Genomic DNA, 20,826 nt, shown 5'->3' with positions numbered 1-20,826 from the left:
CATCCGGATCGATGCCTCCCGCTGCGACCGGCTATCGTCCGCGTATCGAGATCTGCATACGAGACCACAACAGCTCGACGCATTGACTGGGTCGATGACCGATCTCGTCTCACCGTCCCCGCTGACCCCGCACCGCCGTCATTCTCCGCCCGAACTACCGACGCCGCCCGCACCGCCTACGCCGCCTGCCGAGTCAGCCGCAGCCGACGCCGCCGATCACACAGGATCGACGAGCTCACGGCCGATCGAGTCGGCTCGGTCGCAGCGCCGCATTCCTTCGCTCGACGTGATCCGCGGAGTCGCCATCATCGGCACCCTGGCGAGCAACATCTGGCTGTTCGTGGCTTTCACCGGCGATCGCGCCGTGGACATCTGGTGGCAGGATTTTCTGGGGTGGATCCCGGATGGCAAGTTCCTGGGTCTGCTGACCATCATGTTCGGCATCGGTCTCGAGATCCAACGCCAAGCGGCCCTGCGGCGGGGCCTGCGCTGGCCAGGCACGTACCCCATCCGAGCCGGCCTGCTCTTCCTCGACGGCGCCTTGAACTACATCTTCGTCGTGCAGTTCGACGTCCTGCGCGCGTACGCCATCGTCGGCTTCATCGTCGCATTCGTCCTCCTGCTGCCGGAGAAGCGGCAGTGGGTCTTCATCGGGGCGGCGCTCGCAACGCACCTCGCCATCCTCACGATCGGGATCTTCGCTCCAGGCGGTGTGAGCCTCCCGGGGATCGTGCTTCCCGGCGAATTCCCCGTGTACGAAGCCCGGCCCACCTACTGGCAGACCGTCCACGAGAACGTCCTGACGGTGTTCTCCGACATCACTCTCGGCACCGACGCCGGCACGATCATCACCCTTGGTCTCGCCGTCTTCACCCTCGGGGCTGTGCTGTACCGAAACGGCATCTTCGAGAGCCGCGGAGCCCGGCTCAGGAAGTGGCTCATGGTGATCGGCTTCGGCGTCGGCCTGCCACTGGACCTCCTCGCGTTCGTCACCGGCGACACTTTCAACTTCGGCAGATACGTCACGGCACCCATGGTCGCCTTCGGCGTGCTCGCGCTCATGGCCGAGTTCTATCAACGTCGCCCCATCGGATTCGTCGGACGTCGACTCTCGATGGTCGGCCGGATGGCTCTCACCTGCTATGTGCTGCAGAACATCCTCGGGCGCGTGGGACAGTACGTGATCGGTAACTCGCCACTCTCCGGTCTGATCGACCCGGTGCTCGGCACACTGGCGATGTTCGTCGTGATCACCCTGCTGCTCGTCCTCTTCGCCGAGCTCTGGCTGCGAGCATTCCCTCGGGGTCCCCTCGAGTACGTCTGGCACGTGTGCTTCGAACTCATCACCAGGAAGCTACGCCGGTCGTCCTGACCCTTCCGGTCGCGAAATGTCCCGGTATTCGCGAGGAATACCGGGACATTTTGCGACGGGAACGACGTGGGGCCGAACGGTTGCAGGGCGCTAGCCCCGGTCGCCGCGCAGCCAGCCCAGGATGCCGCCGCGGCGGGGCGCGCTGTCGATGCCGTAGAAGCGTGCGGCATTGGCCCACAGGATCGCATCGACGTCGTGGCCGCGACTCGTCGCCCACGCTACGACCGTCTGCGCCCAGCGGGTGCGAGCGGTCGGCTGATACGTCGGAGCACCGTCGGCCGGAGCGTGCGGGTCGCCGGGCTCGGCCGGCCCGATGACCGAGACCGGCCAGTCGCTGCCCCACATCAACCGCTCCGGGCCGAACGCCGCCGCGGCGGCGTCCAGGAAGGGCGCGACCTGCGCAGCATCCCAATCTCCGCCGGCCTCGCCAGGGAGCCCGGACAGCTTGCAGTAGACATTCGGATGCTGCGCCAGAGCGGTCAGGTCCGACACCCACTGGGCCGATGGCGCGAGCGGGGCGGATGCCATGCCCACCGCGGGCTTGCCGACATGGTCGAGCACCACTCGCAGTTCCGGCACGGCCGCGGCGAGCGCCGTGATGTCCGGCAGCTGCGCGGCTCGAACACAGGCGTCGAACGTCCACTCGCGCGCGGCGAGGGCGCGGGCACCGGCGATGAACGCGGGTGTCGCCGCGAGGCCGTCGCGCTCCCCCTGCAACAGGTGGCGTACCCCGACGACCAGCCCGAACTCCGCGAGCGCCTCGAGATGCGCCGTCGTCGAAGCACCCTCGTCGAGCCGCGCACCGGCGACGATGGCCTTCACACCGGCCTCACGGGCAAGACCCGTCACCCAGCGCACCTCGTCGAGGAACTGTGCTTCGACGCATTCTGCCTGGACGAAGACGGCACCCACCTCGGTGGCGCCCTCGATCCGGGCGTGCTCCAACTCGAGAGCCGCGAATTCGAAAGCGAGCGGCCCTTCCAGCCAGGTGTACTCCAGAAGGTCGGGTCTCCACAGGTGCAGGTGTGAGTCGAGGACGCGCATGGCTCCATCCTGCCCCAGACATCCGATGAATGTGCGAGGATGACGCCATGGCTGTGACTGACGAGGCGATCGAGAAGATCAAGGCGATGATCGTGTCCGGCGAGCTCGGCCCCGGCGACCGGCTCCCGCCGGAGAAAGAGCTGTCCGAGAGGCTCGGCCTGTCCCGGAACTCGATGCGCGAAGCGGTGAAGGCGCTCGAGGTCATTCGCGTGCTCGATGTGCGCCGTGGCGACGGAACCTATGTGACGAGCCTCGAGCCGAACCTGCTCCTCGAAGCCATCTCATTCGTCGTCGACATGCACGGCGACGACTCGATGCTGGAGATCTTCGCCGTGCGACGGATGCTGGAGTCGCAGGCCACCGGCCTCGCCGCCACCCTGGGCAGCGGTGACGAGATCGCCGAGCTCGAACGGGAGGTCGGCGGGGTCGACGCCTCCGTCACCGTCGAGGAGCTCGTGGAGCACGACATCCGTTTCCACCGCGATATCGTGCGCATGGCCGGCAACGCGTACCTCTCGAGCCTCATCGATCACCTCAGCAGTCAGACGGTGCGCGCCCGCGTCTGGCGCGGTCTCACCGAGGAAGGCGCTGTCGAGCGCACGCTCTCCGAGCACCGCGCGATCGCAGATGCCATCGCACAGCGCGACCCCGCTCTCGCAACGTCGCTGGCCACCGCGCACATCGCCGGCATCGAGCGGTGGCTGCGTCAGGCCGCATCCGCCTGACGGACGGGTCCCGCCCGGAATCGCCCGGCCGATACCCTCGAACAATGACCACCTGGACCAGCACCGCGATCGCCCTGCTGGAGGCCGACGCCAATCGCAGCGCAGACACGCACCTGCACCTGTTCCCGTTGCCGTCGGAGTGGGGCATCGATCTGTACCTGAAGGATGAGTCGGTGCATCCGACCGGCTCCCTCAAGCACCGTCTCGCCCGCTCGCTCATCCTGTACGGCCTGGTCAACGGCCGCATCCATGAGGACAGCACGCTCGTGGAATCGTCGAGCGGGTCCACGGCCGTCTCCGAGGCCTACTTCGCCCGGATGCTGGGGCTGCCCTTCGTCACCGTCGTGCCGCGCTCGACCAGCCAGGAGAAGATCGATCTCATCGAGTTCTACGGCGGACGCTGCCACTTCGTCGACCGGGCCGAAGACATGTCGCCCACCGCGCAGCGCCTCGCCTCGGATTGCCGCGGCCACTATCTCGACCAGTTCACCTACGCCGAGCGCGCCACCGACTGGCGCGGCAACAACAACATCGCCGAGAGCGTGTTCAGCCAGCTCGCCCAGGAGCGGCACCCGATCCCCCGCTGGATCGTGGTCGGGGCCGGTACCGGCGGCACCAGCGCGACGTTCGGGCGCTACGTCAAGTACCGCCGCCACGAGACGCAGGTCGCCGTCGTCGACCCCGAGGGCTCGGCGTTCTACGACGGATGGGCAGGGACCCCGGATGCTCCGGCCGGACGCCCGAGCCGCATCGAAGGGATCGGTCGTCCTCGCGTCGAGCTCTCCTTCGTCCCGAGCGTGATCGACGAGATGATCCGCGTCCCCGACGCGGGTTCCATAGCGGCGATCCGGCTGCTCAAGGAGCGCACGCTGCACTGGGCCGGCGGATCGACCGGCACCAACCTCTACGGAGCGTTCCAGCTCATCGCGCGGATGCGCGCCGCGGGCGAGACCGGCAGCGTCGTCACGCTCATCTGCGACAGCGGCATCCGTTACGCCGGCACCTACTACTCCGACGCCTGGGTCGCCGAGCAGGGCTGGGACCTCACCCCGCACCGTGCACGGCTGGAGCAGTTCCTGGCGACCGGCGACTGGATGGAGTGACCCCGGCCCGATGTTCACCGGCGACGGCATCTCGATACGCTGACCCCATGACAACTCTGATCCTCACTGTCGCGGGCGCAGATCGTCCCGGCCTCGTGGCCGCCGTCGCCGATGTCGTCGATGCGCACGGAGGCAACTGGGAGAACAGCCAGCTCGCCGAGCTCGCCGGCACCTTCGCCGGGGTGATCGAGGTCTCGGTCTCGGCCGATCGCACGGCCGAACTGGACGCCGCATTGCGCGGTCTCGACGGGCTGCTGACGATCGCGGTGGTCACCGGCACGGATACGGCGGCCACCGCCGACGGCGATCGGCGGCTGACCATCCAGGTGCTCGGCAACGATCGGCCCGGAATCGTCCGCGAGGTGTCCGCCGCACTCAGCGCGCACGACCTCAGCATCGAGGACCTGACCACGACGACCCGCGATGCGGCGATGTCGGGTGGGCGCCTGTTCGAGGCGACCGTGGTGGCGAAGGTGCCTGCGTCCGTGGACCTCGAGACGCTGCGCTCCGATCTCGAACGCCTCGCGGCCGAGATCCAGGTCGACATCACTCTCGCCTGAGACGCTCGCCGCGGGAGCGGCCGCGAGCGACGTCCTCTACTCGACAGAGTAGGTGATGCAGTAGATGCCGAGCACCACCTGATCCCCTTCGTATTTCTCGCCGTCGAACGTGACACCCTCCGGGAATGCCATGACCTTGACGAGGCCCTCCTGCCCGTCGAGATCGCTGTCGAACACGCTGAGCGCGGTGGTATAGCGTCCGTCTCCGGCGTCCTCCCAGTTGCCTGCCGAGTAATCGGCGGGCACGCCGTCGACGAACTTCAGCAACTCGAACGTGGGGTACAGCCCCGCCCCGATCGAGGTGGTGAATGCGATCTCGCTGCCGTCCCCGTACACCGCGTGATCGGGAATCGGCTCAGTGACCAGATCGCTGCTGAACGGCTTGAGGTCTTCGTCGAGGTCGCCGGCGCAGGCCCCAGTCGCCGCACCGTCGCCCTCGCCGTCACCCTCCACCGTGCTCGGCGCACTCCCGCCATCCTCCGCGGGCGGCGCCGCCTGAGTGCATCCGGTCAGCAGCAGCAGCAGTGCCAACGCGCCAACGCTCTTCGAATGCCTCATGTCACCGATGATCGCACCGCGACGCCGACCGGCGTGAGTAGGGAAACCTCGCGCCAGACCCGGTCAGGTTTCGATTTCGAGCACCGGGGCATCGATGATCATCCGCGCGATCCCCGTGCGTGAGGTCAACCCGCATCGACGCAGGATCTCGCTCACGTTCTTCTCGACGGTCTTCACGCTGACGTCGAGTCGTCGGGCGATCTCGGCGTTGCCGAGACCGGTGGCGACGAGCTCCGCCGTGGTCTGCTGACGCGGGGTGAGCGCCGGCACGGGGACGATCGGGGCGCCGAGGTGGCCCAGGGTCAACGCCGGGATGCCGCTGCGTGAGGTGATGGCGAGCGCCGCGAGGATACGGGAGACATGCCCCTCGACGGTGCGCTCGGAGAGGAACAGCGTCGATGCGATCACCCTGTTGCTCGCCCCGCCGGCGACGAGGGTGGCGACCTCGCGTTCACGCGCACTGAGCGCACCCCAGCCGGATCCGGGCGTGGGCCGCGGCCGATGACCGAGCTGGCGGAGCTGGCGCCGTACCTGGCGTTCGATGCCGCGATCGCCCGTGATACCCGGATCGCGCAGGGTCGACAGGTTCTCATGGACCGCCTCCTCCGCTTGTCCGAGCGCAGCGAGGGCACGGGCCCGCAGCATCCGCACGTGGGCGGCGTCGCGGTAACGCCCGGCGAGTTCGGCGCGCGCGCCCGCGATGGCCGCGCGCTCTGCCGCCTCCGTCATGCGGCCGCGTGCGACGTCGATACGCGCGAAGGCCTGCTCGACGAGAACCTGCGCACCGGGGTGCACGATCAGCGGCAGCAGTTCGGTCGCGATCCGCTCGGCGCCTTCGAGGTCGCCTCGCTCGATCGCTGCGGCGATGAGGATGTCGGTGCACATCGCGCGATCCGCGACCTGCATGAACGGGAACGCCGGACCACCGGCGGCGAGCAGAATGGCCTCCGCCCTGGCCCACTGCCCGAGGCCGGCTCGCGCATAGGCGATGAAGGCGAAGACCGCTGCTTCGATGTACCCGCGAGGTGCCTGCGTGGGGTCGATGAGGTCGCGTTCGGCCTGATCGAGATGTCCGCTCTCCCCTCCCAGCACCGCGGCGAACGCGGCTGCGGAGGCGATCGCGCGCACCCAGACCTCGTCGCCCTGCTCCCGGGCGATCGCCGCTGCCGCTTCGAGATGGGGCGCAGCGCTCGACGCATCGCCGCGGAACATCAGCAGTCGAGCGGGTTGCAGCACGAGAGCAGGAAAGGCATGGATGCCGCTGAGCCCGGCGTCGACGCCGACGACTTCGCCGATCGGACCGAGCACCTCCGCTGCCTCGTCGAACCGCCCGGTCGCGAATGCGGCCTCGACGAAGGCGAACCGGGCAAGCGGAAGGATGCTCGGGTCGAACGAGTCCAGCACACCACGGCGCGCCCACAGCTCCGGAAAGCCGTCGTCGGCGGTCGGATCTTCCCAGACCACTCCGGCGGAGGCGAGGACGCGGAAGGACAAGGCGAAGTGCAACACCTCGGCGTCCCCGGCTTCGAGGGCGGTGAGCCGCGCCCGCTCGGTGGTGATGACGGCCCGCTCGAACTCGCCGGCGGCGAACTCCGCCGCTCCGAGAAGGGCGAGGGCGAGGGCCGGATCGACATTGTGCCTGCCGCTGCCCGTACCGAGGGCCGCGACGAGCGCGACGTCACCCCGGCACGCAGCGGCCGTCAGCTGCCAGCACGTCGTCGTGTCGACCGGCATCCTCGCCCTTCCCCTCTCGCGGGGTTCTCTTCAGACCAGGCGCTCCTTCGGCGACACCGTGTAGGTGTCCTCGGCGTCCCGGTTGACCGCATCACCGAGGGCGACGTCGATCGCAGCCATCGTATCGGCGTCGAGCTTCACGCCGGATGCCTTCACCGTGTCGGCGAGCTGCTCGGGACGGGAGGCTCCGACCAGAGCTGCGGCGATGTTCGGGTTCTGCAGCACCCAGGCGATCGCGAGCTGCGGCATCGAGAGTCCGGCCTCGGCTGCGATCGGCTTCAGCCGCTGCACGGCGGTGAGCACGTCATCGTTCAGGAAGCCCTTGATGAAGTGCGCACCGCTCTTCTCGTCGGTGGCGCGCGATCCCTCAGGTACCGGCTGACCCGGGAGGTACTTGCCGCTCAGCACGCCCTGGGCCATCGGCGACCAGACGATCTGCGAGATGCCCAGCTCTTCGGAAGCCGGCACGACCTTGCCCTCGATCACGCGGTGCAGCATCGAGTACTGCGGCTGGTTCGAGATGAGCTGCACCCCGAGCTGCTTCGCGAGCGCGTGGCCTTCACGCAGCTGCTCCGCCGTCCACTCGGAGACGCCGATGTAGAGCACCTTGCCCTGCCGCACGATGTCGGCGAACGCCTGGAAAGTCTCCTCGAGAGGGGTCTCGTAGTCGAAGCGGTGCGCCTGGTACAGGTCGACGTAGTCGGTGCCGAGACGCTTCAGCGAGCCGTTGATCGATTCGAGGATGTGCTTGCGGCTGAGGCCGGTGTCGTTCGGGCCCTTCGAGCCGGTCGGGAAGTAGACCTTCGTGAAGATCTCCAGTCCCTCGCGCCGCTGGCCGGAGAGCGCCTTGCCGAGCACGACCTCCGCGGCTGTGTTGGCGTAGGTGTCCGCGGTGTCGAACGTGGTGATGCCGGCATCCAGAGCGGCGTGGACCGTCTTGAGGGCGGCGTCGTCCTCGACCTGCGAGGCGTGCGTGACCCAGTTGCCGTAGGTGATCTCAGAGACCTTGAGACCGCTGTTGCCGAGATAGCGATAGTTGACCATGCTCCAACGCTACTGGCCGGAACCGACAGCGGGGCTGATTTTCCGTGACCGGTCTCAGAGACTGCCCCGGTACTCCCGCCATGCCGCACCGAGGCGCCGGATCCCCTCGGTCAGAACCTCGTCTGGAGCAGTGAACGGAAGGCGGATGTGATCGTCCGGCGAAACCGACGCTGCGAACGACGCGCTCCCGGCGACAGAAACTCCGTGCATGGCGGCGACCCGCGCGAGCGCATCGGCAGACCCGATCGGAAGCGCCGCCCAGAGCGACAGCCCACCGCGCGGCGGAACGTAGGTCCAGTCCGGCAGGTGCTCAGCCATCAGCTCCTGCAGGAGGCCCAGTCTCCTGTGATGGGTGCGACTCGTGTCCCGGCGCAGTTCGTCTGCATGCGCGAGAAGATCGAGCGCGAGGAGCTGCCCCGGGACGCTTGTGGACTGGTCGGCGAGCTGCCGGGCTCCGCGCAGGCGTCGCACGAGGACCGGATCGGCGCGCAGCCAGCCGATCCGAAGACCGGCCCATGCCCACTTCGATACCGACTCCGCGACGATGACGGGAGCATCCGCCCTCTCGGCGGCGAGTGACGGGGGTACGACTCCGTCGAACGAGATGTCGGCGACGACGCGGTCTTCGATGATGGGCACGCCGTACTGCGCGGCGAGCTCGGCGACGCGGTAACGGGCGGCTGCCGGCAATCGCGTTCCGGTCGGGTTGTGGTGATGCGGATTGATCGCGACGAGCACCGGCCGCATCCGGGACATCGCGACCTCGAGCGCATCGACGTCGAGGCCGTCGTCGCCCATCGGAATGCCGTATACCGTGCCGCCCCGCAGACCCACCGAGTCGGTGACACCAGGCCAGGTCACCTCCTCGGCGAGCACCACGTCACCGGGCCCGACGAGGGCATTGACGACGAGACTGATCGCCTGCTGCGCGCCGTGGGTCACCAGGATCTGCTCCGGCGTCGTCGGCGTGCCCTCCGCCGAGAACAGCGCGGCGATCTGCTCGCGCAGCGCGGGGAGGCCGGCCGGGTCGGTCTCCGGCAGCAGGGCGAGATCGAGCCGTGGCTGATGATCGCGGATCAGCTGGACGCCCAGATCGGGAATCCGCGGCACGGTGCGGAGCAGATCGATCGAGTTGGGCAGGGCGGAGAACAGCACCTCACCACGGCCGGGGCGCTGAACGAGAGCCGCGGATGCCGCGACACCGGCGATCCGGGTGCCGCTCCCCTGCCGCCGCTCGACGAGTCCTCGCTCGGCGAGATCGGCATAGGCCGAGACGACGGTGCCCCGCGAGACCGAACCCGCCGCCGCGAGCGCGCGTTCGGCTGGCAGGCGGTCACCGGGTCGCAGCTCGCCGCTCGCGATCAACGCGGCGATTCCTCGCGAGAGGCGGGCCGCGAGTGTGCCGTCGCCATGCGTCCAACGGCCGAGCCGAGCCGAGAGTTGGTCGGACGACACCTCGCCGGCACGCACCAGCGGCACACCGGTGGCCGATTGCTGGTCCACTGGCCGACCATTGGCCCTGTCTTCAACGCTCATGACATCCGATTCTGGACCAATGGACACGATGACCACCAGAACAGGGATGCTTCTTGATCCAATCGACTCGGAATGGACCATTGCCCAGTTGCTCGACTGGCTCAGCGACGACTCCCGTCAGCACGATGACGCCCTCCGGCATCCCCTTGCCGTGATCGAGGCTGCGCTCACGGGCGCACCCTGGAGCGCGACCCCCTCGACCGTCGCACTGATCCGCTCGATCGCCGACGCAGCGCGCACGACCCCCGCGCTCCGCAGGATCCGGATCAGTAGCCTCGCCCAGCGCGGCCGCACCGACCCGTCGCCCCTCGCGCCGGACGCCCGCCTCGGCGAAGTGCGCTTGCCTCGGCCGCTCTCCGCGAATCCGGCCGAGGCAAGCGCATTCGGCCGAGCGAAGCGAACGCCTCAGCGCACGGAACGCAACGCTCAGGTGGCCTGAACAGGAACTCGACGCGTGGCGGCCGGCTCAACGGGCTCAACGGGCTCCGCAACCGAGACCGCAGCATCCGTCGCGCTCGCCCCGGATGCGACGATCTCGGCCCGATCGCGGAAGCCCTCAGCGGTCACCCGGTCGAGGGCGACCTGCTTGCGGATCGCCGCCGCCTTCTCGTACAGCGTCGGCTCTCCGTACGAGGTGAGAACCTTCACCAGCACGGGCAACAGCTCGATCATGAAGAACAGCGCCGCGATCAGGAGGTGCGCCCACAGGATCGTCGGCTCCTTCTCGGAGAGCCTGTTCAGGCCGCTGATCTGGCTGAGCAGGCCGATCGCTCCCGCGTTGCCCTGCGCCACGGCATCCGCTCTGCCGTTGTATGCGGCGAGCGCCTGATCGTACGACTCCTGAGCGGCCGGCAGCTGGTCGTTCGCCTGCTGGCGGTTCTGCGACTCCGAGGCCGAGGTGTTCTCCTTCGCGGCGCTGCCGGCGGCGGCGAGCTCCTCGTTCGCGACCCGCAGCTGCTCCGCGAGCGCGTCGTAGGTCTGCTGCGTCTGCGCGAGCTGCGCCTGCGCGGCGTCGGAGCTCGCGCCCTCGCCGTTCACGCCGGTGCAGCCGGGCACTGTGCCCACGCCTTCCCCGGTGAGCTCGCACTGGTAGAGCGCACGTGCCTGATCGATGACACCCTGCTGGGTCGTCATCTTCGCGGTCAGGTCGTCGACGGTCGCCTGCGCCGCCGACTCGCTCGCCGAGGCCGACCCGGTGCCGGCGACGATACCCGTCGCCGCCTGGTTCTCGAGTTCGGCGAGACGGGCGGATGCCTCGTCCAGCGCCTTCTTCTCGGGCCCGCTCTCCAGCGCATCCTGGTCGGACTGCGACTGGGTGATGTTGGTCGATGCCACCTCACGCGCGATGTCATTGTGGAACACCTGCAGCACGAGCGGCTCGGCCACGACGAAGCCGATGATCGCCGCCATGATGACGCGCGGAATGGCGAGGCCGATGAGCTTCCAGACGTTCCTGGTCGAGGTCATGGTCGACGTGAGGAAGCGGTCCAGGTTGAAGATGATGAGCGCCCAGACCATCGCGAGCGGCACGGCCAGCCAGATCGCTGCCTGCACGCCAGTGGTCAGGGCGAACAGCATCGAGATCGCCGAGACCAGCGCGGTGCCCGCGAGCACGAAGAACATCTGCACGAAGCGCGGGGTCTCGCCGGGCACCTTGTCGAGGATCTCGCCCTCGGCACCGCCGAGGATCGCGAGGGTACGGGCCACCCGAGTCTTCTTCACACGCTTCTGGCGGGGTGCGCGCGGCGGCCTCGGAGCGGGCGCCGGCGCTGCAGACGCTGGCACATCGGCCGGGTCGATCACGGCTGTCGGGCGCGTGGTGGTGTCGGGAGCATCCGGCACCGGAGTCGTCGGGGAGTCGCTACCGGTGGGTTCGAAACTGCGCAGGAAGTTGAGGTCCTCGTCGGAAACCGTGCCGTCGGGGGCGCCGGATTCGAAGGTGATCCGCCCCTGCGAATCCATCTGGCCGGGGCGATGCGCGGAATAAGCCATCCTTCGAGAGTAAGAACCCACGCCTGGGCGAACCCCGGAAGATCCCTGCGAGCGGCTCACAGGTTGGGGATGCGCATGCGCTCCGCCGATGCCAGGCTTGTCCCATGAAGACCCTGCTGCTGGCCCGCCACGCGAAGTCGGACTGGGCTTTTCCGCACCTCTCCGACCATGATCGGCCGCTCAACACTCGAGGGCGTCGCGATGCCCCTGCGATGGCGCGGCGCCTCACGGACGACGGAGTCGGCGTCGATCACATCGTCTCGAGCACTGCGACGCGCGCCCGGAGCACCGCCGACGAGTACGCCGCGGCGTTCGGCATCACGGTGGTCGAGGAGGCGCAGTTGTACGCGGCATCCGCCCGTTCGATCCTTGCGATCGCGGCAGCCCTTCCCGAGCAGAGCAGCGTCGCCATGCTCGTCGGCCACAACCCCGGCATGAGCGACGCCGTGGCCGAGCTCACCGGCGAGTTCGTGCAGTTGCCGACCTGCGCCGTCGCGGAATGCGCTGTCGACGTCGGATCCTGGAGCGAACTCATCGAGGGCAGCGGACGGCTGCTGAGGATCCACACGCCCTGAGCGCACCAGGGGGTGCGGGCATCACCCCCGCAGCATCCGCCGCAGCGTCGAGTCGCTGACCAGCAGCGCCGCATCCAAAGGGAGATGCCCGGCCCCGCACAGCAGACCGAGGCCGTGCACGAGCCCCCAGACGCCCAACGCATCCTGCGCGTCGGGGAGACCGGCGGCGACGGCTGCCGATCCCAAGACCTGTTCGAGCTCGGCGATCAGTGGAGCCATGGTCTCGCTGGGCTCACCGGGGACGCACACCGTGGGGTCGTAGATGACGTCGAAGCCGTGCGGATGCTCCACCGCGAAACGCAGGTACGCGGCGCCGCCGTCGACCAGCGCAGCGACCGGGTCGGCGGCATCCGCGATCGCCGTGCGCACGACATCGACGAGGTCCGCCATGCTGCGCTCGGCGAGAACCTTCAGCAGCCCTCGCCGGTCGGCGAAGTGATGATACGGGGCGTTGTGACTCACGTCTGCGGCCCGTGCCACCTCTCGAAGGCTGATCTCCTGGGCGGGTTTCTCGGCGAGCAGCTGCATCGCCGCGGCCTCCAGCGCATGCGCGAGATCGCCGTGGTGATAGCCGGATCGAGAACTTGACACGAGCAACATTCTCTCCTATGTTGACACTGTCCAGCAAGTTGACACTGTCCAGATCGGAGAAATCATGGCAACCGCACTCGTCATCGACGGCCACCCTGACGCACGTTCCCTCACCGCAGAACTCGCCCGTCGCTACGCCGCGGCGCACGGCGATGCCCGCGTGCTCGCGCTGCGCGACCTCGACTTCGACCCGCATCTGCGGTTCGGCTATCGCGAGCGGATGCCGCTCGAAGACGACCTCGCCGATGCCAAGCTCGCCCTGCAGGCGGCGAAGACGATCGTGATCGCGACCCCGCTCTGGTGGGGCTCGGTTCCGGCAGTGCTCAAAGGTTTCTTCGACCGCGCACTGCTTCCGCAGCAGGAGTACCGCTACACGAGTCTCGGCCTGCCCCAGGGGCTGCTCCCCGCTCGGCGCGGTCGACTGCTCCTGCTCGCCGACACCCCCTGGTACGCGGCGCCATTCACCGGCCTGCCTGCGCAGACGCAGGTCGCCCGCAACACCATGCGCCTGTGCGGCATCCGCTCCGTCCGCACGCATCGGATGCTCGGCGTCAAGGGTGCCGACGAGGCGAAGATCGCTCGCTGGCTCACGCGTGCAGAGCAGCTGGGAGCGGCTGATGCCCGACGCGATCACTCCGATTCAGACGCCGGTCGGTCCGGCGTCCCGACGCCTGCCGCATCGGTTCGCGATCAGGCGGGCGCCGTCGAGCCGGTTCCCTCGTCGGCCGCATCGCTGGTGCTCGGCTGAAGCTGACGGAGCCAGTACTCGGTCTGCGCGACGTGGGCGGCCGCCGCTGCAGAGGCGGCCACCGGGTCTCGCGCTTCGAGCCCCCGCAGAATGGCGCGGTGACCGGCGTCGGAGTGGAGCTTGAGCTGGGCGGCATCGACGGGGTCGGCGATGCGGAACTCTCGAGACCGCGAGCGGAGCACATCGACCAGACTGGTCAGTGCATCATTGCCGGCCATGGCGGCGATCGTCATATGGAAGGCGTGGTCGAGCTCTGAGTGCTCATCGAAGTCCGAGCTCGACTCGATCTTCCCGAGCAGGGCGTCGAGCTCACCGATGATCTGCGGATTCACCCGCGCCGCCGCCAGCGCCGCGGAGTGCGACTCCAAGGCGCGTCGGAGCTCGATCAGCTCGAGTACGCCGTCCATCGGCAACAGGCCGACCGTCAGCGACAGCACGGTGATGAGGTCAGCGGCGTGCAGCTCGCTGACGTAGCTTCCCGACCCATGACGGGTGTCGAGAACACCAAGGGCTGCGAGCATCCTGATCGCCTCACGCAGAGAGCCACGAGAGACGCCGAGCTGCTCGCAGAGATCTCCTTCGCTCGGCAGGCGATCACCCGGGCGCAGCGTGCCGTCGGCGATGAGGGCCCGCAGTCCGTGCAGAGCAGTGTCGAGCGCAGTCATTGGCCCTCCTTCTCAGCAATTGTGCCACGGCCGGATGGCGGTCACGATCAGCGCCGCATCGCGAGTTGTATAACGACTTTCGTGATTTTCTCGTTCTGGGTGGCGAATACGGCGACTTCATGGCAAGGTTGTGCAACAACTTGGTTCACGACATTGTGAGGATGCATGGCACAGCCCGAGATCGCGACTGCCCCGGTGCGTTTCGCATCCGGCGGACCGGCCCGCGATGCCTGGCCGCTGGACCCCGAGGTGATCCACCTCAATCACGGATCGTTCGGCGCGGTGCCGACCGAGGTCATCACCGTTCAGGAGGAGCTGCGGCGGCAGGCCGACCTCAGCCCGGTCGCCTGGTATCCGCGACTGGGTGACCTCGTCCGCCAGGCGCGGGAGCAGACCGCGCCGTTCGTCGGGGCGAGCGCAGAAGCGAGCGCCTTCGTCCCGAACGCCTCCGCCGCAGCGACCGTCGTCTACAACAGCCTCCGCCTCGAGCCCGGCGACGAGATCCTCGTCACCAACCACGGGTACGGTGCCGTCACGATGGGCGCGGCGCGTCTCGCCCGACGCTTCGGAGCGCGCGTTCGCACGGTGAACCTGCCGCTGCACGCCACGGACGATGAGGTCGTCAGCATCTTCCTCTCCGCGCTCTCTGCACGCACCCGACTCATCGTGATCGATCAGATCACCTCGCCGACCGCCCGGATGCTCCCGACACGTCGTGTGGCGGACGCGGCTGCAGAGCGCGGAGTGCGCACCCTCGTCGACGGGGCGCACGCACCGGGGCTGGTCCCCGATGCATCGGCAGTCGGCGGAGGCGACTGGTGGTTCGGGAACATGCACAAGTGGCCGTGTGCGCCGCGCGGTTCGGCCCTGCTGGTGACGGCCGCGTCCGATCGCGATGACCTCTGGCCCCTCATCGACTCCTGGGCTGCGGAGCAGCCGTATCCGGACCGATTCGACACACAGGGCACGATCGACGCCACGACGTATCTGAGCACCCCGGCCGCGATCGAGTTCATCGAGCGCGAGTACGGCTGGGATGCCACCCGTCGCACGATGGCCGACCTCGCCGACCAGGGTGCCGAGATCATCGCGGCGGCGCTGCAGCCCTACACGAGCCAGCGCGCGCTCACGCCACTGCCGTCCCCCGTCCCGTCGATGCGGCTGATCCGCCTTCCGGACGGCCTCGGCGCGACACGCGAGGACGCCGACGAGCTCAGGATGCAGCTGCTCGACGAGACGCGTGTCGAAACGGCGTTCACCAGTTTCGAAGGCACCGGCTACTTCCGTCTCTCGACGCATCTGTACACCGAGATCGGTGACTTCGAAGCGTTCGTCGAACGCTGCGTTCCCGCCATCCTGGCGCGAGCCGGCATCCGACGTTCGCCGGACTCCGTCGTGCTCTGACCCACCCACCCCCATCAAGAAACGAGGCACACCGTGAAGCACAAGCGTTTGGCACTGGCCGCGGGGATCGGCACCGTCGCCGCCCTCGTCCTGTCCGGTTGTACCGGCGGATCGTCGAACGGCGAATCCGCCGACGGCACCGTCACCCTGCAGATGGTCGAGAGTCTGACCAATCCGGCCCGCACCGATCTCATCCGCGGGCTGCTCGACACGTTCGAGGAGGAGAACCCCAAGATCAAGGTCTCCTTGATCTCGCCGCCCACCGAACAGGCCGACCAGAAGATCCAGCAGATGCTGCAGTCCGGCAAGGGCGTCGATGTGCTCGAAGTGCGCGACATCACCGTCGGGCCCTTCGCGAACAACGGCTGGCTGTACGACATGAACAAGGACCTGTCCGACTGGGACGGCTGGGATGCGCTCACCGACAACGCGAAGGCGGTTGCCGAGGGAGGCGGCAAGAGCTATTTCGTCCCCTACGGCTTCTACGGCCTGTCGCTCTTCTATCGCACCGACCTCATCAAGGAGGCGGGCTTCGATGAGCCGCCGCACAGCTGGGAGGAACTGCTCGAGCAGGCATCCGCGATCCAGGATCCGGCGAACAACATCTACGGCTACGCCTTCCGCGGCGGTCCGAACGCGAACAGCAACGTCGTCGCCGCGATCGAGGCCTACGTGATCGACGACCTCGATGTCGATGACGCGTTCCTCCTCGAGGACGGATCGACGATCTTCGCCGCCCCCGAGGCGAAGGACGCGCTGGCCGACTACTTCGCACTGTTCGAGAAGGCGTCCCCGCCGTCAGCCGTGTCGTGGGGCTACCCGGAGATGGTCGCCGGGTTCACCAACGGCACGACGGCGTTCCTGCTGCAGGACCCCGAAGTCATCGCCACCGTTCAGGACTCCTCGTTGACCGACGACCAGTGGAACACCGCACCGCTCCTGGTCGGCCCGACCGGCAAAGCGGCGCAGCCGCTGGCCGTCGCCGGCTGGGGAGTCGCCGAGGGGAGCACCCAGAAGGAGGCGGCGGTCAAGCTGGTGGAGTTCCTCTCCTCCGCGGAGCCCGCCACCGAGTTCGCCCAGGCCAACAGCCTGGTGCCGATCATCGCCGACGCGGCCGAGGACGACTTCTACTCCTCCGGTCCGTGGACCAGCTACGTCACGATGACCGAGGACCCGGAGACCTACGTCAACGTGCAGCAGCCTCGCTGCGTGAGCTGGTGGACCGAGTGGATCCAGAAGGCCGACCAGGAAGTGCAGAGCGTGCTGCTCGGAAACATGACCCATGAGGAGCTGCTGGCTTCGTGGGACACGTTCTGGACCGAGAAGTACGCCGCGGAGAAGGGCTGACCCGGTGAGCACGGCGACGAACACGAGAGGTCCCGCCGGTTCGACCGGCGGGGCCTCCCCCGGCGCGAGGAAACGACCGTTCCGCGGCCGTCATGCGTGGACGATCCTCGCGTTCCTGGCCCCGGCGATCGTGTTCGTCGGCTGGTTCATCTATTACCCGATGCTGCAGGGCGCGAGGATGGCGTTCCACGACTGGAACCTGTGGGACCTCACCTCGACTCCCTTCGTCGGCTTCGACAACTTCCTGACGATCTTCCGCGACCCGGCGTTCCCGACGGTCGCGCTGAACACGGTGCTGTGGGTCGTCGGCTCGCTCGTGCCGCAGTTCGTGATCGGCTTCCTCATCGCGCTGGCCCTCCGCAAGCGCTTCCGCTTCCGCGGCCTCTATCAGGCGCTGATCTTCTTCCCCTGGGCCGTGTCGGGGTTCCTGATCGGGATGCTGTTCCGCTGGATGTTCAACGCCGAGTTCGGGGTCGTCAACGACCTGCTCATGAAAGCGGGCCTCATCGAGGCCCCGCTGCCCTGGCTCGCTGATCCGAAGCTCGCGATGTTCGCCGTGATCATCGCGAACATCTGGTACGGCGTGACGTTCTTCGCGATCATGATCCTCGCCGCCCTCCAGTCCGTTCCGGACGAGGTGCTGGAGGCGGCGAGCCTGGACGGCGCAGGGCGGGTGCGGCAGTTGTTCTCGATCGTCATCCCGTACATCTCGATGACGTTGCTCCTGACGATCCTGCTGCGAGTGATCTGGATCTTCAACTTCCCCGACATCATCTACGCGATGACCGGCGGCGGGCCCGCGAATCAGACGCACATCATCACGACCTGGATGATCAACTACACCCAGCAGGGAAACTACGGCATCGCCAGTGCGATCGGACTGATCGTCGTGGCGTTCCTGTTCATCTTCTGCGCGTTCTACCTCATGACCATGAGGAAGGTGAACCGATGACCATCACGCAGACCAGGCGCATCACGGTGCCCGATGCCGCCAAGGCTCCTCGAACCGAGCGACGCCTCACCATCGGCGGGGTGCTGAAGGCGGCCGGGCTCGCGCTCTGGCTGCTCCTCACCCTGTTCCCGCTGTACTGGATCGCCCTGACGTCATTCAAGGCGCCGGCCACGATCAGCCGGTTCCCCATCGAGTACTGGCCCAGCGAACCCTCGCTCGCCAACTACGTGAGCCTGTTCGAGAACAGCAGCTTCGGCGTCTTCCTCGCGAACTCCGCATTGATCTCGCTGGCTGCAGGGCTCACCTCCACGCTCATCGCACTGCTGGGCGCTTACGTGATCGCCCGCTTCGAGTTCCGCGGCAAGGGAATGGTGCTGATCGCGTTCCTGCTCACGCAGATGATCCCGACGTTCATCGCACTCGGACCGCTGTACTCGATGATGAGCGATCTCGGTCTCGTCGACAGCAAGTTCGGCCTCATCCTCGTCTACGTCGCCGTCTGCATCCCGTTCTCGACGGTCATGCTGCGCGGGTTCTTTGAGAACGTCCCGAACGCGCTCGAAGAGGCCGCGATGATCGACGGATGCTCGCGCATCGGAGCGCTGTTCCGGGTGCTCGTCCCGGTGATGACGCCCGGCATCGTCGCCGCGTTCATCTTCAACTTCGTCAACTGCTGGAACGAGCTGTTCCTGTCGGTGGTGCTCATGAACACCGACTCGAATCGCACGGTGCCGTCGGCACTGAACGGCTTCATCTCGACGTTCAACATCGACTGGGGCTCGATGTCAGCGGCCGCCGTGCTGACGATCCTGCCCACGATGGTGATGTTCGCCGTCGCCAGCCGCTGGATCGTGCAGGGCCTGACCGCCGGCGCGGTCAAGGAGTAGCCCCGCTTTCATCGGCGGGAGGGCCGAGTCAGGCCATCGCCGCCGAGGCGGCTTCGTCCTCTGTGGTCGCGACGAGCTGGCCGCAGGCCCCGTCGATCTCCTTGCCGCGGGTGTCGCGGAGGGTCGTCGGGATGCCGGCGTCGTTGAGGCGGCGCACGAATTCGTTCTGCACGTCGCGGGTCGACGAGGTCCAGATCGAGCCGGGCGTCGGGTTCAGCGGGATCGGGTTCACGTGCACCCAGCCGCGACCGCGGGCGTTGAGCTTCTCCGCGAGGAGGTCGGCGCGCCAGGCGTGGTCGTTCATGTCCTTGATCAGCGCGTATTCGATCGAGACCCGGCGGCCGGTCTTCTCGTAGTACTCGCGTGCAGCGTCGAGGGCCTCGTCGACCTTCCACTTCGAGTTCACCGGGATGAGCTCATCGCGCAGGTGGTCATCCGGAGCGTGCAGCGACAGGGCGAACGTGACCGGGATGCCTTCGTCCGAGAGCTTCTTGATGGCCGGCACGAGTCCCACGGTCGATACCGTGATGCCGCGAGCGCTCATGCCGAGGCCGTCGGGCTGCTCGGCGACCATCGTGCGCACGGCATGCATCACCCGGTTGTAGTTGGCGAGCGGCTCCCCCATGCCCATGAACACGATGTTGCTCACCCGCTCCATCGAATGGTCATCGGCCTTCTTGCCGCCGAGACCGCCCTCGACGATGAGGCGGTTCGCGCGGACGATCTGCTCGATGATCTCGGCCGCCGACATGTTGCGGGTGAGCCCCGCCTGGCCTGTGGCGCAGAACGGGCAGTTCATGCCGCATCCGGCCTGGCTCGACACGCACAGCGTGATGCGCCCGGGGTACCGCATCAGCACGGACTCGACGAGCGCGCCGTCGTGCAGCCGCCAGAGGAACTTGATCGTGTCTCCGCGGTCGGTCTCGAGGCGCCGCACCTCGGTGAGCAGCGGCGGCAGGAGCCCCGCGACGAGCTGGTCGCGGATGTCGGCCGGCAGGTCGGTCATCTGCTCCGGGTCGGAGGTGTAGTGCTTGAAGTAGTGGGTCGCGAGCTGCTTCGCGCGGAACCCGGGAAGGCCGAGCTCCTTGACCTTCTCGGTGCGCTCCGCCGGGGTGAGGTCGGCCAGGTGCACCGGCGGCTTGCCACGCTTCGGGCTGGCGAACTGCAGGAGCGGACGCCCCTCGGCATCCTTCTTCTGCGTCCAGCCCTCTGTCGCGGGGCGCACCTGCGCGGGCTTCGTGGAGCGGACCTTGCCCTGCGGGGACGCGGATGCTGGTCGCGTGTCGCGCGCGCGGGGATTCTCGGTCATTCTCCCAGGGTACGCGTTGTCGGATGAGAAGCACCTGGGGCGCGGATGCCCGTCTCTCTAGACTGAGCCCATGGAGATCTTCTGGATCATCGGCATCGTCGTCGGCTTGATCGCCGTCGTCGCCATCCTCGCCGCCGCCCTCCGCGGAATGCGGCCGAAGATTCCGGAAGCGCAGACGTTCACGCCGGTACCGGTCATGAGGTCGTCGACGGCGAGCCCGAAGACCGCGACCCCCGCGGGGACCTCGCCCGAAGTGATCGCGCAGATCGATCGACTCATGGCGGCCGGCAAGAAGGTCCAAGCGATCAAGGTGCTCCGCGACCACGCGAAGCTCAGCCTCAAGGAGGCGAAGGACCGGATCGATCACTGGTCGATCAGCACCACCGCTGCGCACATCGCCGCCGTCTCCAACACCTCCCCCACGCGTTCGTCGATTCCGACGGCCTACTCGTCGAACGCCGCGCCGCACTCGTCCGGTTCCGGTCGGTCCGCGCTTCCCGCTTCCGTCGTCGCCGATGTCGACAGACTCATCGCCGGGAATCAGAAGATCCACGCGATCAAGTTGGTGCGCGAGCACACCGGCCTGGGCCTCAAGGAGGCCAAGGACATCGTCGAGGCCTGGGTTCCTGGCCGCTCGCGCTGACTCCGGCTCGCGATCGGGCGCCAGCGCGGAGAGAATG

The 20,826-nt window shown here is 67.8% G+C and carries 21 protein-coding genes; 12 read left to right on the top strand and 9 right to left on the bottom strand.

Annotated features, from left to right (window positions below; all coding sequences use genetic code 11):
* The first annotated feature begins 94 nt into the window (after positions 1-94).
* On the top strand, positions 95-1,372 hold the full coding sequence (locus MRBLWO13_RS06815; protein WP_341977285.1) for a DUF418 domain-containing protein: 1,278 nt from the start codon (positions 95-97) through the stop codon (positions 1,370-1,372).
* Positions 1,373-1,462: 90 nt separating this feature from the next.
* On the opposite strand, the gene MRBLWO13_RS06810 is transcribed toward MRBLWO13_RS06815, so the two are convergent.
* Complete coding sequence (locus MRBLWO13_RS06810; RefSeq protein WP_341977283.1) at positions 1,463-2,416, bottom strand: amidohydrolase family protein; 954 nt, start codon at positions 2,414-2,416, stop codon at positions 1,463-1,465.
* Positions 2,417-2,463: 47 nt separating this feature from the next.
* Here MRBLWO13_RS06810 and MRBLWO13_RS06805 point away from each other — a divergent pair, with 47 nt between their 5' ends.
* The 3 genes from MRBLWO13_RS06805 to MRBLWO13_RS06795 are packed head-to-tail and all read left to right on the top strand — an operon-like array spanning position 2,464 to position 4,804.
* Positions 2,464-3,141 carry a FadR/GntR family transcriptional regulator gene (locus MRBLWO13_RS06805; protein WP_341977281.1) on the top strand — a complete coding sequence of 226 codons (678 nt, stop codon included), beginning with the start codon at positions 2,464-2,466 and terminating at the stop codon, positions 3,139-3,141.
* Between the two features lie 44 nt (positions 3,142-3,185).
* On the top strand, positions 3,186-4,244 hold the full coding sequence (locus MRBLWO13_RS06800) for a PLP-dependent cysteine synthase family protein (RefSeq protein WP_341977279.1): 1,059 nt from the start codon (positions 3,186-3,188) through the stop codon (positions 4,242-4,244).
* Positions 4,245-4,291: 47 nt separating this feature from the next.
* Positions 4,292-4,804, top strand: coding sequence for an ACT domain-containing protein (locus tag MRBLWO13_RS06795; RefSeq protein ID WP_341977277.1), 513 nt, complete (start codon positions 4,292-4,294; stop codon positions 4,802-4,804).
* A gap of 36 nt (positions 4,805-4,840) precedes the next feature.
* Here MRBLWO13_RS06795 and MRBLWO13_RS06790 read toward each other — a convergent pair whose 3' ends face one another.
* The 4 genes from MRBLWO13_RS06790 to MRBLWO13_RS06775 form a co-directional block, all read right to left on the bottom strand.
* Positions 4,841-5,362 (bottom strand): hypothetical protein, encoded by a 522-nt coding sequence (locus tag MRBLWO13_RS06790; protein WP_341977276.1) that lies wholly within the window; start codon positions 5,360-5,362, stop codon positions 4,841-4,843.
* Between the two features lie 63 nt (positions 5,363-5,425).
* Entirely contained in the window at positions 5,426-7,096 is a 1,671-nt protein-coding gene (locus MRBLWO13_RS06785; protein WP_341977274.1) for a LuxR C-terminal-related transcriptional regulator, read from the bottom strand.
* Positions 7,097-7,126: 30 nt separating this feature from the next.
* Positions 7,127-8,140 (bottom strand): aldo/keto reductase family protein, encoded by a 1,014-nt coding sequence (locus MRBLWO13_RS06780; protein ID WP_341977272.1) that lies wholly within the window; start codon positions 8,138-8,140, stop codon positions 7,127-7,129.
* A gap of 54 nt (positions 8,141-8,194) precedes the next feature.
* A complete protein-coding gene (locus MRBLWO13_RS06775) occupies positions 8,195-9,676 on the bottom strand; it encodes a PLP-dependent aminotransferase family protein (RefSeq protein WP_341977270.1) in 1,482 nt (493 codons plus the stop codon).
* Between the two features lie 46 nt (positions 9,677-9,722).
* Between MRBLWO13_RS06775 and MRBLWO13_RS06770 the strand changes: the two genes are divergently transcribed.
* Positions 9,723-10,115: a hypothetical protein gene (locus MRBLWO13_RS06770; protein ID WP_341977268.1), complete on the top strand. Its 393-nt coding sequence runs from the start codon at positions 9,723-9,725 to the stop codon at positions 10,113-10,115.
* Here the strand turns inward: MRBLWO13_RS06770 and MRBLWO13_RS06765 are convergent.
* Positions 10,103-11,668 (bottom strand): DUF4407 domain-containing protein, encoded by a 1,566-nt coding sequence (locus MRBLWO13_RS06765; protein WP_341977266.1) that lies wholly within the window; start codon positions 11,666-11,668, stop codon positions 10,103-10,105. The two genes, MRBLWO13_RS06770 and MRBLWO13_RS06765, sit on opposite strands and share 13 nt — an antisense overlap.
* Before the next feature lie 104 nt (positions 11,669-11,772).
* On the opposite strand from MRBLWO13_RS06765, the gene MRBLWO13_RS06760 reads away from it, so the two are divergent.
* Positions 11,773-12,243 carry a histidine phosphatase family protein gene (locus MRBLWO13_RS06760; protein WP_341977264.1) on the top strand — a complete coding sequence of 157 codons (471 nt, stop codon included), beginning with the start codon at positions 11,773-11,775 and terminating at the stop codon, positions 12,241-12,243.
* A 21-nt stretch (positions 12,244-12,264) separates the two neighbouring features.
* Here the strand turns inward: MRBLWO13_RS06760 and MRBLWO13_RS06755 are convergent, their stop codons facing one another.
* Entirely contained in the window at positions 12,265-12,834 is a 570-nt protein-coding gene (locus tag MRBLWO13_RS06755) for a TetR/AcrR family transcriptional regulator (protein WP_341977262.1), read from the bottom strand.
* A 64-nt stretch (positions 12,835-12,898) separates the two neighbouring features.
* Between MRBLWO13_RS06755 and MRBLWO13_RS06750 the strand changes: the two genes are divergently transcribed.
* Entirely contained in the window at positions 12,899-13,582 is a 684-nt protein-coding gene (locus MRBLWO13_RS06750) for an NAD(P)H-dependent oxidoreductase (RefSeq protein ID WP_341977260.1), read from the top strand.
* On the opposite strand, the gene MRBLWO13_RS06745 is transcribed toward MRBLWO13_RS06750, so the two are convergent.
* On the bottom strand, positions 13,525-14,247 hold the full coding sequence (locus tag MRBLWO13_RS06745; RefSeq protein WP_341977258.1) for a FadR/GntR family transcriptional regulator: 723 nt from the start codon (positions 14,245-14,247) through the stop codon (positions 13,525-13,527). The two genes, MRBLWO13_RS06750 and MRBLWO13_RS06745, sit on opposite strands and share 58 nt — an antisense overlap.
* 165 nt (positions 14,248-14,412) lie before the next feature.
* Here MRBLWO13_RS06745 and MRBLWO13_RS06740 point away from each other — a divergent pair, with 165 nt between their 5' ends.
* Genes MRBLWO13_RS06740 through MRBLWO13_RS06725 form a run of 4 tightly spaced genes read left to right on the top strand, consistent with a single transcriptional unit; the run spans position 14,413 to position 18,837 of the window.
* Entirely contained in the window at positions 14,413-15,651 is a 1,239-nt protein-coding gene (locus tag MRBLWO13_RS06740) for an aminotransferase class V-fold PLP-dependent enzyme (RefSeq protein ID WP_341977256.1), read from the top strand.
* Positions 15,652-15,684: 33 nt separating this feature from the next.
* The gene (locus MRBLWO13_RS06735) at positions 15,685-16,998 is read left to right on the top strand and encodes a sugar ABC transporter substrate-binding protein (RefSeq protein WP_341977254.1); all 1,314 of its coding nucleotides are present in this window, start codon (positions 15,685-15,687) and stop codon (positions 16,996-16,998) included.
* 4 nt (positions 16,999-17,002) lie between these two features.
* The gene (locus MRBLWO13_RS06730; protein WP_341977252.1) at positions 17,003-17,950 is read left to right on the top strand and encodes a sugar ABC transporter permease; all 948 of its coding nucleotides are present in this window, start codon (positions 17,003-17,005) and stop codon (positions 17,948-17,950) included.
* Positions 17,947-18,837 (top strand): carbohydrate ABC transporter permease, encoded by an 891-nt coding sequence (locus MRBLWO13_RS06725; protein ID WP_341977250.1) that lies wholly within the window; start codon positions 17,947-17,949, stop codon positions 18,835-18,837. The genes MRBLWO13_RS06730 and MRBLWO13_RS06725 overlap by 4 nt, the downstream gene beginning before the upstream one ends.
* A 28-nt stretch (positions 18,838-18,865) precedes the next feature.
* Here the strand turns inward: MRBLWO13_RS06725 and rlmN are convergent, their stop codons facing one another.
* The gene (gene rlmN, locus MRBLWO13_RS06720) at positions 18,866-20,146 is read right to left on the bottom strand and encodes a 23S rRNA (adenine(2503)-C(2))-methyltransferase RlmN (RefSeq protein WP_341977247.1); all 1,281 of its coding nucleotides are present in this window, start codon (positions 20,144-20,146) and stop codon (positions 18,866-18,868) included.
* Between the two features lie 70 nt (positions 20,147-20,216).
* Here rlmN and MRBLWO13_RS06715 point away from each other — a divergent pair, with 70 nt between their 5' ends.
* The gene (locus MRBLWO13_RS06715) at positions 20,217-20,789 is read left to right on the top strand and encodes a ribosomal protein L7/L12 (RefSeq protein ID WP_341977245.1); all 573 of its coding nucleotides are present in this window, start codon (positions 20,217-20,219) and stop codon (positions 20,787-20,789) included.
* Positions 20,790-20,826: the final 37 nt, after the last annotated feature.

It is taken from the genome of Microbacterium sp. LWO13-1.2 (assembly GCF_038397725.1).
Taxonomy (GTDB): domain Bacteria; phylum Actinomycetota; class Actinomycetes; order Actinomycetales; family Microbacteriaceae; genus Microbacterium.
Note: the sequence above shows the minus strand (reverse complement) of the source record. Positions and strands in the feature narration are given on the sequence as shown.

What these genes read in the sequence shown, in the direction of transcription:
- MRBLWO13_RS06815 (WP_341977285.1), top strand. Translation starts at nt 95, where the DNA reads ATGACCGATCTCGTCTCACCGTCCCCGCTGACCCCGCACCGCCGTCAT.
- MRBLWO13_RS06810 (WP_341977283.1), bottom strand. Translation starts at nt 2,416, where the DNA reads ATGCGCGTCCTCGACTCACACCTGCACCTGTGGAGACCCGACCTTCTG.
- MRBLWO13_RS06805 (WP_341977281.1), top strand. Translation starts at nt 2,464, where the DNA reads ATGGCTGTGACTGACGAGGCGATCGAGAAGATCAAGGCGATGATCGTG.
- MRBLWO13_RS06800 (WP_341977279.1), top strand. Translation starts at nt 3,186, where the DNA reads ATGACCACCTGGACCAGCACCGCGATCGCCCTGCTGGAGGCCGACGCC.
- MRBLWO13_RS06795 (WP_341977277.1), top strand. Translation starts at nt 4,292, where the DNA reads ATGACAACTCTGATCCTCACTGTCGCGGGCGCAGATCGTCCCGGCCTC.
- MRBLWO13_RS06790 (WP_341977276.1), bottom strand. Translation starts at nt 5,362, where the DNA reads ATGAGGCATTCGAAGAGCGTTGGCGCGTTGGCACTGCTGCTGCTGCTG.
- MRBLWO13_RS06785 (WP_341977274.1), bottom strand. Translation starts at nt 7,096, where the DNA reads ATGCCGGTCGACACGACGACGTGCTGGCAGCTGACGGCCGCTGCGTGC.
- MRBLWO13_RS06780 (WP_341977272.1), bottom strand. Translation starts at nt 8,140, where the DNA reads ATGGTCAACTATCGCTATCTCGGCAACAGCGGTCTCAAGGTCTCTGAG.
- MRBLWO13_RS06775 (WP_341977270.1), bottom strand. Translation starts at nt 9,676, where the DNA reads ATGAGCGTTGAAGACAGGGCCAATGGTCGGCCAGTGGACCAGCAATCG.
- MRBLWO13_RS06770 (WP_341977268.1), top strand. Translation starts at nt 9,723, where the DNA reads ATGCTTCTTGATCCAATCGACTCGGAATGGACCATTGCCCAGTTGCTC.
- MRBLWO13_RS06765 (WP_341977266.1), bottom strand. Translation starts at nt 11,668, where the DNA reads ATGGCTTATTCCGCGCATCGCCCCGGCCAGATGGATTCGCAGGGGCGG.
- MRBLWO13_RS06760 (WP_341977264.1), top strand. Translation starts at nt 11,773, where the DNA reads ATGAAGACCCTGCTGCTGGCCCGCCACGCGAAGTCGGACTGGGCTTTT.
- MRBLWO13_RS06750 (WP_341977260.1), top strand. Translation starts at nt 12,899, where the DNA reads ATGGCAACCGCACTCGTCATCGACGGCCACCCTGACGCACGTTCCCTC.
- MRBLWO13_RS06745 (WP_341977258.1), bottom strand. Translation starts at nt 14,247, where the DNA reads ATGACTGCGCTCGACACTGCTCTGCACGGACTGCGGGCCCTCATCGCC.
- MRBLWO13_RS06740 (WP_341977256.1), top strand. Translation starts at nt 14,413, where the DNA reads ATGGCACAGCCCGAGATCGCGACTGCCCCGGTGCGTTTCGCATCCGGC.
- MRBLWO13_RS06725 (WP_341977250.1), top strand. Translation starts at nt 17,947, where the DNA reads ATGACCATCACGCAGACCAGGCGCATCACGGTGCCCGATGCCGCCAAG.
- rlmN (WP_341977247.1), bottom strand. Translation starts at nt 20,146, where the DNA reads ATGACCGAGAATCCCCGCGCGCGCGACACGCGACCAGCATCCGCGTCC.
- MRBLWO13_RS06715 (WP_341977245.1), top strand. Translation starts at nt 20,217, where the DNA reads ATGGAGATCTTCTGGATCATCGGCATCGTCGTCGGCTTGATCGCCGTC.